This is a genomic window from Aquirufa sp. A-Brett2-15D (genome assembly GCF_054558735.1).
Genome location: NZ_JBSKFT010000004.1, coordinates 76,346 through 91,459 on the forward strand (window position 1 = coordinate 76,346; position 15,114 = coordinate 91,459).

Below are 15,114 nucleotides of genomic sequence, written 5' to 3' on the forward strand. Positions count from 1 at the left end.
TTGAACGAAAATTAAGTAATTTGGGAAGCGAAATTAGTGCTAAAATATAAAATATGATGAAAAAGATCTCGAAAATTACAGTAATTGTGTTGAGCATCATCACGAGTGCTTTTCATTTTTCTTGTGGTAGCGCCACAGAAGCAAATAAGAAGATTAAACAGACAAATACTATGGATCAGAAGTTAGAGAAAATTACGTTTGGAGCGGGATGCTTCTGGTGCGTGGAGGCCGTTTTTCAACGCGTGAAAGGAGTGAAATCAGTTAGCTCAGGATATATGGGTGGAAAGATGAAAAATCCTACTTACCGCGAAGTTTGTTCTGGTTTGACGGGTCATGCGGAGGTTTGTCAATTGAGTTATGATCCGAAGGAAGTGAGTGTGGCTACTTTGCTGGAGATTTTTTGGCAAACACATGATCCTACCACTTTAAATAGACAAGGGGCAGATGCGGGTACTCAATACCGCAGCGCCGTCTTTTTTCATACACCTGAGCAGCAAAAGGAGGCAGATGCCTGGAAGCAAAAGCTAAATGATTCGCATGTTTTCCCTAATCCAATCGTAACGGAAATTACGGCTGCATCTGAGTTTTATGTGGCGGAGGATTACCACCAGAATTATTTCAATGAGAATGGGACGGAGCCTTATTGCCAGATCGTCATCAAACCGAAAATGGATAAGTTTCTTAAGACCTTTAAATCAAAATTGAACTAGAATCCACCCTTATCGTAAAAACTGCGTCGGCGGGAAAGTTTTAAATCCTGCAAAAGGGTTGATTTAACCCGCAGATCGAAGGAATAATTACTCGCGCGGCCATAGAAAGGGCTCGCGATCGGAGTCCAGTTAAAATTCATTTCCCAGCAATGCAGGTCGCGGTGCACGGACATATTCGTGTAAGTCAGGCCTTTGTATTTAAAGTCAAAACCGGAAGTCACAGAGAATTTCCATTTCTCTGAAAGACTTAAGTCGCCTTGGAAACTAAGTCCACTGATGTTTTGTGGGGATGCTAAACCAGTCTTGTTCATACTATACTGGTAAGAAAAAGAGAAATTCCAAGGCACATTCCAGTCGACATAGTCGTCTAGATTTCGGTTTATTTGGTTCATTTGGGCTTCACTAGCATTTTTATTTTCTTTTGGCTTAGGCTTGCCAGCGGAGAAACGACGCCCCACAGAGAAGTTGAAACCTTGTAGGCGTGCTAAACCAGCTCCTTGGCTAAACATATAGTCAGGCGTTCTGCGTCCGATATCAAAAAATAGCGGATCAGCGACATAGAGGTAGGGGTCGAAACTTCCTCCCATATTAATGTCAAAATCTTTCACGCGAGAGGCGAGGTTAAATCCGATATTGGAAAGCGCATATTCTTTGGCCAGCAAATTATAACTACCGTTCAAGCCGAAATTATCTAAAATTCGGACCTTTTCTGTCAGCACACTGGCTGTGTCTGATTTCGTTTTTAATTTAGCTTCTAGCGTATTTTGTAGACCAAAAGAAATCGCCCCGGTAGCACTTCCATAACTCAGCGTACGCGGATCAAAAGTACTGATACGGCGAATATCACCTAGCTGCTCCTTTCCGTCTGTATTGATGAATTTCCGGTTATTGATTCGCACATCTTGGAAATAACCAAAACTCGGATCTGAATTATCGGGGGTATAACTTAAACTAACAGAGGGAACTAAGGTATGGCGAATAGCCTCTAATCGGCCTTTTTTGAAGCGCAATGTTCCAAATAATCGCGTATTCATACTCGCCGAAAAGGAAATCTGTGAATTGAATTTAGGCAAACCTCCCACCGTATCGATGCGAACCGTCGAATCAGCAGCGACATATGTGTATTTATATGATCTGGTGTACATATTACCGGACCAGGCAACGCCCGGAGTCAAGTTGATATGTTTCGTTAATTTCAGGTTAGGTAACGATAAAGGAATGCTATAATTAAATTTCGTTTGGGCCTTCTCCCAAAGTATAGGTAGCGTACTCGCATCTACCGGAATTACCCCCGCTGGCACATCGTCCACTCCAGTAGGAATAAAAGGTCTCTGTATGGTTCCTCTAAGCGAATTAGAAGAACGGGGGTATACGTCGAATTCGTAACGCGTGTAAGGATCACCGACTTGGTTCGTCATCGAAATGCCTCCTGAAAAATCTAAACCGACACGGAATTGATCGATAAAACGATCCCCTAAGGAGTTTTTCTTTTTAAAGGGCTGGATTTGATTTAGGCCAAAGTTAAAATCCGTTCCCGCATCAAAAACACGTGTACTGGTATTCTGGTTGATCCTTAGGTTAATGCTGGTACGGACCGTTTGGCCAAAATTACGGGAATACTGAACCGAAGAACCGATGGTATTCGTTAGGTATTGCTGCGTATTGAAAGAATTAAATTGATTATAGGAATTAGAAGCTATGTTGACAGAAGCGGAGAAACTCGAATTCCCTAAACTCCGTGGGGCATGTGACCATTGTAGGGCAAAGTCGGTCCGCTTAGTCGGGTCAAATTCATCCCCATTACTATTGCGATTGAAGGCTAAATTAAAGCTTCCTGTGTATCGGTAACGTTTATTATACTGCGAATTGGCGCCTAATCCCCAGCCGCCTTTGGAGTATATTTGGCCGGTAAATCGTACTCCAATATTTTCACTTGCTGCCCAATAATAACCACCCTCCCGTAAATAGAATCCACGCCCATTCGGCTCCTCTCCATAGGTGGGCATGATTATCCCTGATTTTCCAGCTTCTTTCGGTTGAGAATAAGGGAAAAAGCCAAAAGGTAAGCCAATAGGCAAAGGAATATCATTCAATTCAAAGTGAAAGGGGCCGGAGATGATCTCTTTTTTACCCACCACCTTGATCTTACTCGCCTTAATGTGGAAGTGAGGATGCGTTAAATTACAAGTTGTATAAATGGCATTTCGAATGTAGAGGTTCTCCTCCTCATCTTTTTTCACGTTTTTACCTTGTACAAATCCTTCCCCTTGCTGAGTGACGATTCCTTTAATGATGGCCCGCTTTGTCTTAAAATTATAGCGTATTTCGTCCGAATCGTATTTATCACTTCCCTGATTAAATACCGGAAGTCCGATCATTTTTTTAGTCAGTGTATCTTGAGTTCCGATCGCATACACCTCATTTTTTGCCCAGTCGAGGCGAATGTAATTGGCTTCGAGGGAGATTTCTCCGTATTTGACTTTGGCATTACCATACAGATTCACAATTTGTTTATCTGCGTCTAAGATCGTAGAGTCTACGGCAGAATAGTAAACCGTGGTTTGTAAATCTGCAGCCGTGTCTTTCGGGATGGACTTTTGTAAAGTATCCGTCGAAATTACCCGCTGCGCTTTCGCTTCTGAAAGGGAAGCAAAAAGGAGAAGTAGGGTAATAAAAAGGTAATATGTGGATTTCTTTACCAAATGGAATTTAAAAATTATATTTGCACTAATAAATACAAGCCTACAAAATTACATCTTTGCTTGTTATCAACGTGTAACAATTAGAAAATAATGTTTAATCAGATAAAATCTATCGGTTTATTTTTCTCGCTGGGTTTATTGCTGACGGCTTGGACGCCTAAGGTCATCCAGAAAACAGATAGTAAAAATAAAATCAAAGTGGTTTGCTTAGATGCGGGCCATGGAGGTAAAGATCCGGGATGTTTAGGCCCTAAAGGTTCACATGAAGGAATTGTAACATTGCAAATTATCCAAGAGTTAGGCAGGAAGCTAAAAGCGGCTCATCCCGATTTGAAGATTATTTATACGCGTGATACGGATACGTTTATTGAATTGAACGAACGGGCAAATATCGCTAATCGCAACAAAGCGGATCTTTTCATTTCCGTTCATTGCAATGCGGCGGCGAATAAAAATGCGTATGGAACGGAAACGTATACCATGGGTTTGCATAAAACGGATGGTAATTTGAACGTAGCGAAGCGCGAGAACTCAGTTATCTTACAAGAGAAGGACTATCAAAAGACTTACGATGGTTTTGATCCGAGCTCTCCGCTGGCACATATTATGATGGCGAATTACCAAAGCGCATTTATGGCTAGCTCGGTAAAATTTGCATCGAAAGTGGAAGAACAATTTACGAAGACGTATCAACGTAAGAGTTTTGGGGTAAAGCAGGCCGGTTTTTTAGTAATATGGCGCACGGCGATGCCCAGTGTTCTCGTGGAAACGGGATTTTTAACGAACCCAGAGGAAGAGCATTATTTAACTTCTTCCACAGGTCAATCAGAGGTAGCAACGGCAATTGCCACTGCCTTTAAAGCTTACAAAGAAGAAATCGAAAAATAAATACGATGCTCAAAAGCAATGAATTGAAAGTAGGGTTTTTGGCATTATTAGCCTTTTTAATCCTTTATTTCGGATTTAATTTTCTGAAAGGCAATGATATATTCTCATCGGCTCGCATCTATTATGTAGAATACGAGAATGTAGATGGCTTGATGGTTTCTAATCAAGTGATGATAAATGGTATCGAAGTAGGAAAGGTAAAAAAGGTAGAAATCCAACCAGAAAAATCGAATAAAATCCTAGTCACCCTTCGCCTAAGCCAAGACATGGTGATTCCAGATAAAACAGTTGCTGTTCTTTCTGATGGAGCGCTTTTAGGCGGAAAAATCATTCGCTTGCGTTTAGAGGGCAAGGGAAATTTAGCAGAGGATTCCTTTTTAAAAGGCGAAACGGAGGTAGGTTTAACCACCTTATTAAAAGAACGTGCGATTCCCGTAATTGCTAATGCCGATTCGCTTTTAGTTTCCTTTCGTCAAATTTCTACTAAGTTTGACAATACAGGAACTTACTTGAATACCTTATTGAAAACATCGAATGAAACGGTTTCAAACCTTAATGGGTCGGTGAATGGTATTGTGGCAGATAATCGAGCAAATATTGCTCAGATTTCTTCGAACATGAAGATTTTGTCAGCGGATTTAATGGAAACGGAGAAGCAGTTACGTCCCTTATTAACGAAGTTCAATACAGTGGCAGATTCCTTGCAGGCTCTTAGAATAGGGAAGACGTTAAAAGAAGTAGACGCTACGGTCGTTTCGCTGAAGAAGATCGTGCAAGGTTTAGAGCGTGGCGAAGGCACAGCGGGTAAATTGATTAAGAACGATAGCCTTTATGTAGGGTTGAATAAAACATTAGTGGATCTGGATAAGCTGTTGCTCGATTTTAGATTACAGCCTAAGCGCTATATAGGTATCTCTGTTTTCGGAAAGAAAAACACCCCTCCTTCAAATTAATTTTATGTCCACGATTCAAGTGAAAATTACAGCCAGTCCTGAGCTGTCTGATATTTTAGTCGCTGAGCTGGGCGAAATTCAATTCAATATTTTTGAAGATTCTGATACGGGTGTGATTGCCTATTGCCCAGAGTTGGAGTTTTCGGAGGAGGCTTTGAATGAAATTATGTCCCGTTATGGTCTAAAGACTTTTGAAACGAATCGGATAGAGAAGCAAAACTGGAATGAAGTATGGGAAAGCAATTATGATCCCATTCGTATTGATGATTTAGTGCTGATTCGAGCTAGTTTTCATCCCTCGGAGCCTGGTTTTCAGGTAGAGCTAGTCATTAATCCTAAAATGTCTTTTGGAACAGGTCACCATGAAACGACTTCCTTAATGGCGAAGGCATTGTTTGATGTGGATTTAACGAACAAAAGTGTTTTAGATGCAGGCACGGGTACAGGGCTTTTGGCATTTGTAGCGAAGAAGCGAGGTGCAGGATTCGTTCGCGGCTTCGATATCGACGAATGGTCGGTAGAGAATTCCATCGAAAATGCAGGCTTAAATGGCTGCGAAGAGATTCCTTTTGCGTTGGGAACCATCGCGGAAGAGGATGCGACCACCTATGATGTGTTATTAGCCAATATTAATCGAAATATCTTATTAGCAGAAATGGCTGAGTATGCTGCGCGTATTAAGCCGGAGGGACTACTTTTCTTGAGTGGTTTCTACACGGAGGACATCCCACTTTTATTGGAATCGGCTGAAAAGCAGCAACTTAATTTTGTTGCACAAGCATCAAAAAACAACTGGGCTTGCTTGCAATTGAGAAAAAAACCTTAATTTTAAAGGTTTGACTCTTGTAATCCGGGAAACCGGATGTTTTTTAAATGAAAATCTCCCCTAACAAACCTTTCCAGGTTGTTTATTCTTTATTGTCTCACGAATGCCTCGGATACTTATTCGAAGTCTTTGTGGTGCAATTAAATGAAAAAGGAGCTTTGACATGGGAGTATCAAACGCTTACTTCTCGGAATTTCCACGAATTTGAACATGTATTAGATGAGCGCGATCGCACGGCGGTAGGCTTGATCGAGAGCATGAAACCGATAGCCGTTTATGAGAAGTTCAATACCTCGAAGCGAAAGACGGTGGAAGAATTCTTTTTGAAGACTTTTGACGCGGAAAAAGGAGAGAAGGAGATTCAAGAGGCCGTTATGTCGGTGATTGAGAAGAAGAGGGGTCAGGTTTTTGGACTTATTTGTCCAGAAAAGACGCTTTTCATTATGGGAAATGATGGAAATCCGATGCGTCAAGCCGTTCAAATCCAAGCAGAGGCAGTAGATGTTTTATTCCATTTTATGCGTAATGAGGAAAACACACACTATTTCCCTACGCTTAAATACCTAGGCAATAAATTAGAGTTCCAGCACAAGGAGGCCATTGTTTTATGTGATGAACCCGCATGGATGCTGATGAACCAGAAGTTGTATCACTTCAATCCAGAATTAGAGGGTAAGAAATTACGCCCCTTCTTAAACAAGAAATTTGTTGCGATTCCTAAGAATATGGAGGAAGATTACTTCCGCAAATTCGTTAAGGCCATGGTGGCCCGTTATCCAGTTCATGCGAAAGGGTTCGAGATTATCAATACGGAGAAGCCTGTTCAATTCTTGCTTTCTTATGGGCCCACAGCGCCTAAATTAGAGGAGGACGAGACTTTGAAAAAGAAGGCAGCCTTAGAGGCGGCAGATCGCTGGAATTTTGTGTTGTCCTTTCAATACGGCAATAATCGATTCCCATGGGATGGATTATCGTCTGAGGCGAACGTACTTTTCGAAAAGAAGTTAGACAGCTATGCTTTCCAAAAAATTATGCGTTCACACGTAAAAGAAAAGCGCGCTTTCCAACTTTTGAAAACCTTAGGGTTGAAGATGGAAAATGATGGTCGAGCATTCATGCAGCGTGGAGATGCAGTTCAATGGTTAACTGCCAGTAAAGAATCCCTCGATCAAGCTGGATTTGTTGTTCAATTTAGAGGGGATGGGCAAGCGCCCCGTTATTTCCTTGGAAAGCCAGAAATCAATATTCGCATTGGAGAAAAATTAGATTGGTTTGATATTCAGGCGGTTATTTCTTTTGGGGAGTTCTTGATTCCTTTCTTGAAAATCCGTCAGCTCATTCTGCAAAAGAAGAAAGAATTTCATTTGCCGGATGGTTCTATCGCGATGATTCCAGATAACTGGTTCCATGATTACCAAGATTTATTCTATTTCTCAGAGACGCGTCCTGGGGAAGAGGGTGTTTTCTTACGTCGTCAGCATTATCAATTGGTGCAGGAATGGGAGAATCAGGACTTAGTGAAGACGGCCTTACGCTCTAAAACAGTCAATGATTTAGCGCTTGAAGCAAAAGAATATCCCATTCCGAAGAACTTTAAAGGGACCTTGCGTCCCTACCAATTAGAGGGTTATCGCTGGATGCGTACGCGTCAGGCCGCTGGTTTAGGGGCCTGTTTGGCGGATGACATGGGTCTGGGAAAAACGGTTCAGACCTTGTGTTTGTTGCAGAGTTTGAAGGAGCAAGGGGAGACCCTGCCTACTTTACTGGTGATGCCTACCTCTTTGTTATACAACTGGGAGATGGAGGCAAAGAAATTTACCCCCCAATTACGTGCTTTAGTTTATAGCGGACCACAAAGGGAGAAATTGCAGGCTCAGATCGGAAAGGTTGATTTACTTCTTTGCTCTTTCGGAATGGTGCGATCGGACATCGAATGGTTCGAAAAGCAAGCCTTTTCCTATGTGATTTTAGATGAATCGCAGGCGATTAAGAATCCTTTAGCGAATATTACCAAAGCCGTTCAAAAATTAAACGCTAAATTCCGTCTTGTCATGACGGGAACCCCGCTGGAGAATTCGACGATGGATCTTTGGTCCCAAATGAATTTTGTCAACAGCGGATTGCTCGGAACGCAGCGCTATTTTAAAGATCATTTTCAATTGCCTATCGAGAAGAAGGCAGATATGGAGAAGAAAAAACGTCTATATTTCTTAATTAAGCCCTATTTATTACGTCGTGAGAAGCGTCAAGTAGCCGCTGATTTACCAGCGAAAATGGAGTCCGTGACGTATTGCTCGATGACCGATGAGCAGGAGCGCCTGTACGACAAGACGAAATCGTTCTACCGCGATGTATTATTAAAGCAGATTAAAGACGAAGGTTTACAGAAATCTCGATTCTCCGTCTTGCAAGGTCTGACGAAATTGCGGCAGCTTGCGAATCATCCATCGCTATGCGAGGAGGGTTATACGGGGGATTCTGGTAAGATGGAAGCTGTTTTAGAGAAATTAGAAACGGTATTAGAGCAACATCACAAAGTATTGATCTTTAGTCAGTTTGTGCAGCACTTGAACTTGATTAAAAAGGCTTTAGACGAGCGCGGTATAGCTTACGCCTATTTAGATGGTAGTACAATTGACCGCAAAGGTCAGGTAGAGAGTTTCCAAAAAGACGATGGGCAATCGGTCTTCCTTATTTCCTTAAAAGCGGGTGGGGTAGGCTTGAACTTGACAGCGGCTGATTACGTATTTTTATTAGATCCGTGGTGGAATCCAGCGGCAGAGGCTCAGGCGATAGACCGGGCACACCGTATCGGCCAAAAGAAAACGGTATTCACCTATAAATTCATCTCGAAAGAAACGGTGGAAGAGAAAATTCTAGCCTTGCAGCAACGCAAGAAGGATTTGGCCTCCGAATTAGTCACGTCAGATGAGAGCATCTTACGCGCCTTAAGTGAAGACGAGGTACTCGATTTATTAAGCTAAAATCTTAACGAGAATGTTTTTAGCCACTTCATGACTGATGAAGATGGGCTCTGCGTCATTAATGGAGACAAAAATCGAACGATCAAATTCATTGATCTCTTTAATGTTCAGCTTTGCTCCTAAACTCAAATGTAGCTTAGTTAGCAATTGTAAGAATACCGCTGAATCTTGCGCCACCCCCATTAATTTACAGGTTTTGTTTGCCTTGATTTCTGATAGGTGAGAATAGGCTAATTCAGGTAAAACACCTTCCTTGTTCGGAATGGGGTCACCATGTGGATCGGTTTTAGGGAATCCGAGGTACTCATCTAATTTATTGACTAAGTCATCCGATTCGATGTGCTCTAATTGTTCCGCGATTTCATGCACTTCATCCCAGTTAAAGCCCATTTTATCGACTAAGAATACTTCCCAAAGCCGGTGCTTCCGCACGATTGAAAGTGCAATCTTTTCACCCGTAGCACTCAAGCGCACGCCTTGGTATTTCTGGTAATTCACCCAACCCTTGTCCGCTAATTTGCGTAACATATCTGTAACAGATGCCGCTTTTGTTTGCATTAGCTCCGCAACAGCATTCGTCGAAATATCTTCAGAAGTAGCTTCTGATAGACGGTGAATGACCTTTAGGTAGTTTTCTTCTGTAAATGAAATTGCCATAGGGCAAATATAGTAAATTAAATTTTTAGGTTAATCTAAAAAATATTTTTAAATTTGTTAAAATTTAAATTATGTCGAGTCCTTGGCGTTCTAGTCCTAAAATGAAATCCCTCTCCGAAGTGTTTGGGACGATACCCGTGCCTACGGGGAATGGTTTCTGGAAGAATTTGCGCGCTTTTATGGGCCCAGGATTTTTAGTCGCAGTAGGCTATATGGATCCAGGAAACTGGGCAACTGATTTAGCTGGTGGTGCTTCATTCGGCTATACCCTCCTTTCGGTTATCCTTGTTTCGAGCATCTTTGCCATCATTTTACAGCATTTAGCGTTAAAATTAGGCGTGGCCTCAGGTCGTGATTTAGCGCAAGCTTGCGGGGATGCTTTTTCGAAGCCGGTTGCCATCTTTTTATGGTTCGTCTGTGAAATAGCCATTGCGGCCTGCGACTTAGCCGAGGTGATTGGATCGGCGCTAGCCTTGCAATTGCTTTTTGGGATTCCGATTCTGGCCGGAATTGTGATTACGATTTTAGATGTCTTTTTGATTTTATATTTCCAAAACAAAGGCTTCAAGGTCATCGAATCCATCGTTTTGTCCCTGCTCATTGTCATCGTTTGTTGCTTTGCTTACGAGCTATTTATCTCGCAGCCTTCCATGTCTGGGATCATGGCCGGCCTGGTTCCGCAATCATCCGTCGTGATGAACCCGAGTCAACTTTATGTAGCGATCGGTATATTAGGAGCTACGGTCATGCCGCATAATCTGTATTTGCATTCGAGTATCGTGCAGACTCGTGCCATTAAGGATACGGATGAGGATAAAGCCAAAGCAATTAAATACGCTACTTGGGATTCTACCTTATCACTGGGCTTAGCCTTTTTTATTAATGCGGGAATATTAATCTTAGCCGCCGCTGCCTTTCATGGAAATAATCTACAGCATGTGGCAGATATTCGGGATGCCTATCAATTATTAGATCCGGTTTTAGGGAGTAAATTAGCCAGTATCTTATTCGCCGTGGCCTTGTTAGCCTCAGGCCAGAATGCGACCTTAACAGGAACACTTGCAGGCCAAATCGTCATGGAAGGTTTCCTCGATTTGCGGATTACTCCTTGGCTCCGTCGCCTCATTACTCGCTTGATCGCGATTATTCCTGCCTTTTTTATCACGTGGATTTACGGTGAATCGAAGATAGGGGAACTGCTAGTCTTTTCTCAAGTGATTTTGTCCATGCAATTGAGTTTTGCGGTGATTCCGCTCGTGCTCTTCACGGGGGATAAACAGAAGATGGGTAAATTTGCGAATTCGGCGCTTTTGCAGGGAATCGTTTGGGCGATCACCGCCATTATTTTAGGCCTGAATATGTACCTGCTGGCTCAGGTTTTAGGATTCCTTTAAACCAGGTGTCATTTCCTAGGTAATCAATTGCTCTCCATTTGACAGCCAGTTTCGGTTCTGAAATCCCTTCCTCAAGGGTCTTAGGCGATCGTATTTTCCAAATTTCCTCCACCAACCCGTCCGCAAATAAGCGTTCCATGGTTTTAGCCCCACCTTCCACTAGGATAGATTGAATTTTTAATTCCGCTATTTCCGCTGCAGATTTTAAAACACGAGTCTCCCCTCCATCCGTCAATACTTTCGCATCAGCTGGAATCCTTCCGTGTGGATCTAGGACAATTCGTAACGGATTATTTCCCTTCACCTGTCGAGTGGTTAAAGAAGGATTATCATTGATGATGGTTTGGACCCCGACTAAAATCCCTTGGTGTTCTGCACGCATTTGGTGGACACGGATTGCCGAAAGTTCGTTCGATAGCTGAAGCGGTTCTCCTCCGCTAGAGGCGATAAATCCGTCTGCAGAACTTGCCCATTTAAACGTGATATAGGGTCTTTTTAGGCGATGGAAAGTAAAGAAATGGCGGTTTATCCATTCGCCCGTAGAGGCTAATAAACCGATATGGCAGGTGATGCCTGCGGCTTCTAATGCAGATACTCCTTTTCCTGACACCAGAGGATTCGGATCTAGGTTAGCGATAAAAACTTCTTTGATGCCGGATTGAATCAATAAATCAGCACAGGGAGGTGTTTTGCCAAAATGCGAGCAAGGTTCTAAGGTCACAAAGGCCGTGGCACCTTCAACAGATTCAGTACAGGAAAGAATTGCATTGACTTCTGCATGTGGACCACCGAATTGCTGGTGATAACCTTCGCCTATGATGCGATCCCCTTGTACGATGACACAACCTACTAGAGGATTAGGTGCAACGCGCCCTGTACCTAACAAGGCTAGGTCGAAAGCGCGCTGCATCCAAATCTCTTTATTCAGCATGTACTGGTTTTCGGTTACTCGATAAATAACTGTAAATCGCTGGAATGATGTACAAGGTCAAGGTCGTAGAGAATAACATGCCACCTACTACGGCGATACCCATGGAAACCCTGCTTTGAGATCCAGAACCTAAAGCTAAGGCGATCGGCAAAATACCAAGAATCGTACAAAGCGAGGTCATAATAATCGGGCGGAAACGAGCGACAGCTGCTTCTTGTACCGCTTTTATTTTTTCAGATCCAGACAATTTGCGTTGGTTCGCGAATTCTACGATCAAAATACCATTCTTCGTGACCAGTCCGATGAGGACGATGATACCAATTTGAGAGAAAATGTTCAAGGTTTGGCTGAAGTCCCAAAGCGTTAATAAGGCACCTGCTACCGCTAAAGGAACGGTAAACAAGATGATAAATGGATCGATGAAACTTTCGAATTGGGCCGAAAGGATCAAATAGATCAATAAAATCGCTAAAGCAAAGGCGAAAAGTAGCGAAGAACTAGACTCTTTGAATTCCTTACTTTGTCCATCATAAGCAGTAGAGAAAGATACGTCAAAAGTCTCCTTTGCTAATTTATCCATCTCATTCAAGGCTTCCCCTAAGGTAACCCCTTTTGCCATTTGCGCGGTCACCGTGGCCGCTACGTAGCGGTTATAACGGAAGAGCTGTGGAGGCGTACTTTGCTCCGTGATCTTCACTAGATTATCTAGCTGTATCAAATCCCCGCGATTATTTTTCACGTAGAGTGACTTTAAATCAGATACGTCATTACGCATGGGGCGGTCGATTTGACCGATGATTTGGTATTGCTTTCCATCCATAACGAAATAGCCAAAACGTCTACCCGAAAGGCCTAGCTGCAAGGTTGTTGCCACATCTTGGATGGAAACACCGAGGTTTTGGGCTTTATCGCGGTTAATTTCTAGACGTAGTTCAGGCTTAGTAAATTTCAAGTTAACATCTGCCACCTCGAACTTCGAGCTCTCCCGAACTTTAGCCATAAACAAAGGAATATTCTTCTTCAAACTCTCAAAAGTAGAAGCCTGAATTACGAATGCTACGGGCAAGCCACCCCCACCACGTTGTCCAGTGGATAAAGTGGGCTCCTGAATCAAGGTCGCGCGCGCTCCCGTAAATTTCTTAATCTTCGGTTGTAGCACGTCCGCAATTTGTTGTTGCGTTCGCCTACCTGATGGATCTGCTAAAATCACGCGCATACTTCCTGTGTTTGACCCGCCATTTCCAAAAGGAGGGGAGGTAATCGAGTAAACGGCATACCGTTCTTTGGCAGGAATCTCAGAGATTAAAAACTTCGCCATCTCATCCGTATAATTTAACATATACTCAAAAGTGGCGCCTTCTGGTGCCGTCGCATTAATACGAAGGCCACTTCGATCTTCTAAAGGAGCTAATTCCGATGGTATTGCTTCGAATTTGAATAGGGCGTAAATAATGCCAAATAAAGTGATCATAATTACCCAAGCCATCCACCGAATTTTAATAAAGGTAGCTAAGGAATCTTGGTAGCCTTTCGTTAAAGCGACAAAGAAAGGCTCAGTAACTGTATAGAACCACGGTTTAGTATGGGCTCCCTTGAGTAATCGCGAGCTTAACATGGGAGTTAAGGTCAAAGACACAAAGGCAGAAATAATCACGGATCCCGCGACCACTATTCCAAATTCACGGAATAAACGCCCCGTAATACCTTGCAAGAAAATCACCGGCAAGAATACCGCCGCTAACGTAACCGTAGTCGAAATAACGGCAAAATAGATTTCTTTCGATCCTTCGATCGCGGCGTCCCAAGGACTGAGACCTTCCTCGATTTTGGTGTAAATATTCTCTAAAACCACAATCGCGTCATCCACGACGAGTCCAATAGAAAGAACGATACCTAATAAGGTTAACACGTTTACAGAGAAACCCGCTAAATACATAAAGAAGAATACACCGATCAAGCTGACCGGAATGGCCGTCAAAGGAATAATCGTGGATCTCCAATCCCGCAAGAACAAAAAGATGATGATGGTCACGAGTAAAATAGCCACAAAAATTGTTTCTTGTACTTCTTCGATCGACTTGCGCACATAACGGGTATTATCGAAACCTTCTTTCATCTCCACATCTGCCGGTAAAGTCAAGCGAATTTGCTCCACTTTCTTGTGAATGGCATCGACGATTTCGATTTGATTCGAACCTGGTTGAGGAATTACCGCGATGGAAATCATCGGCTTCAAATCCCGTTTAAAGAAGGTCTTGTTATTCTCTGGCGAAAGCTCAGCCCTTCCTACATCAGAAAATTTCACCGAACGACCCCCTTCTTCTTTGATGATCAAATTGTTGAAATCCTCCTCTGTGGTCATGCGACCCTGAGTTCTCACGGTTAATTCTGTATTTGCTCCTTCGATACTTCCAGAAGGAAGTTCGATATTTTGTTTGGCCAAAGCATTCACAATATCCGGCGCCGTCAATCGGAAAGACGCTAAGCGTTCCGGATCGATATGCAAACGCATCGCATATTTTTGCTCTCCCCATAATTGTACCGAGCTAACACCTGGAATGGTTTGGAATTTCTCCTTGATATTTCGTGTAGCTAATTCATTTAATGAAAGGAGGTTACGCGTTGTAGAAAATACGTTAATATTATAAATCGGACTTGCGTCTGCGTCCGCTTTCGCCACGATAGGAGGGTCCACGTCTTTAGGAAGTTGCCCCATCGAGCGCGATACCCTATCACGTACATCGTTCGCCGCATCTTCAATATTAACCGACAAGTCAAACTCGACGGTGATACTGGAACGGCCATCGCGGCTAGAGCTTGAAAGGGTACGAATACCAGCGATACCATTAATCGATTCCTCTAGTGGTTCCGTGATTTGGGATTCAATAATGTCTGCATTCGCTCCCGTATAGGAGGTTTGCACATTCACCACTGGCGGATCCACCGATGGATATTCCCGGACCCCTAAATAGGTATATCCGATGATACCGAATACAATGATTGTGATGGACATCACAATCGCAAGTACGGGTCTTTTTATACTGATCTCTGAGAAAGATGCCATAGCTG

At 42.9% G+C, this 15,114-nt stretch carries 10 protein-coding genes; 6 read left to right on the forward strand and 4 right to left on the reverse strand.

The window, feature by feature from the left end; translation table 11 throughout:
* The first annotated feature begins 56 nt into the window (after positions 1 to 56).
* A complete protein-coding gene (msrA, locus tag ACST14_RS10370) occupies positions 57 to 710 on the forward strand; it encodes a peptide-methionine (S)-S-oxide reductase MsrA (protein ID WP_459463464.1) in 654 nt (217 codons plus the stop codon).
* On the opposite strand, the gene ACST14_RS10375 is transcribed toward msrA, so the two are convergent.
* On the reverse strand, positions 707 to 3,412 hold the full coding sequence (locus tag ACST14_RS10375; RefSeq protein ID WP_459463279.1) for a putative LPS assembly protein LptD: 2,706 nt from the start codon (positions 3,410 to 3,412) through the stop codon (positions 707 to 709). The genes msrA and ACST14_RS10375 overlap by 4 nt on opposite strands.
* A 90-nt stretch (positions 3,413 to 3,502) precedes the next feature.
* Between ACST14_RS10375 and ACST14_RS10380 the strand changes: the two genes are divergently transcribed.
* From ACST14_RS10380 to ACST14_RS10395, 4 genes are read left to right on the forward strand one after another with little or no spacing between them, the layout of a single operon-like run.
* On the forward strand, positions 3,503 to 4,300 hold the full coding sequence (locus ACST14_RS10380) for an N-acetylmuramoyl-L-alanine amidase family protein (protein WP_459463281.1): 798 nt from the start codon (positions 3,503 to 3,505) through the stop codon (positions 4,298 to 4,300).
* A gap of 5 nt (positions 4,301 to 4,305) precedes the next feature.
* A complete protein-coding gene (locus tag ACST14_RS10385) occupies positions 4,306 to 5,253 on the forward strand; it encodes an MlaD family protein (RefSeq protein ID WP_459463283.1) in 948 nt (315 codons plus the stop codon).
* Positions 5,254 to 5,257: 4 nt separating this feature from the next.
* Positions 5,258 to 6,079 (forward strand): 50S ribosomal protein L11 methyltransferase, encoded by an 822-nt coding sequence (gene prmA / locus ACST14_RS10390; RefSeq protein WP_459463285.1) that lies wholly within the window; start codon positions 5,258 to 5,260, stop codon positions 6,077 to 6,079.
* A gap of 47 nt (positions 6,080 to 6,126) precedes the next feature.
* Positions 6,127 to 9,063, forward strand: coding sequence for a DEAD/DEAH box helicase (locus ACST14_RS10395; RefSeq protein ID WP_459463287.1), 2,937 nt, complete (start codon positions 6,127 to 6,129; stop codon positions 9,061 to 9,063).
* Here ACST14_RS10395 and ACST14_RS10400 read toward each other — a convergent pair.
* Positions 9,055 to 9,720 (reverse strand): metal-dependent transcriptional regulator, encoded by a 666-nt coding sequence (locus ACST14_RS10400; RefSeq protein ID WP_459463289.1) that lies wholly within the window; start codon positions 9,718 to 9,720, stop codon positions 9,055 to 9,057. The two genes, ACST14_RS10395 and ACST14_RS10400, sit on opposite strands and share 9 nt — an antisense overlap.
* 71 nt (positions 9,721 to 9,791) lie before the next feature.
* Between ACST14_RS10400 and ACST14_RS10405 the strand changes: the two genes are divergently transcribed.
* Entirely contained in the window at positions 9,792 to 11,114 is a 1,323-nt protein-coding gene (locus tag ACST14_RS10405) for an Nramp family divalent metal transporter (protein ID WP_459463291.1), read from the forward strand.
* On the opposite strand, the gene ribD is transcribed toward ACST14_RS10405, so the two are convergent.
* On the reverse strand, positions 11,062 to 12,045 hold the full coding sequence (gene ribD / locus ACST14_RS10410; RefSeq protein ID WP_459463293.1) for a bifunctional diaminohydroxyphosphoribosylaminopyrimidine deaminase/5-amino-6-(5-phosphoribosylamino)uracil reductase RibD: 984 nt from the start codon (positions 12,043 to 12,045) through the stop codon (positions 11,062 to 11,064). The two genes, ACST14_RS10405 and ribD, sit on opposite strands and share 53 nt — an antisense overlap.
* Positions 12,035 to 15,109, reverse strand: coding sequence for an efflux RND transporter permease subunit (locus ACST14_RS10415; RefSeq protein ID WP_459463295.1), 3,075 nt, complete (start codon positions 15,107 to 15,109; stop codon positions 12,035 to 12,037). The genes ribD and ACST14_RS10415 overlap by 11 nt, the downstream gene beginning before the upstream one ends.
* Between the last annotated feature and the right edge of the window lie 5 nt (positions 15,110 to 15,114).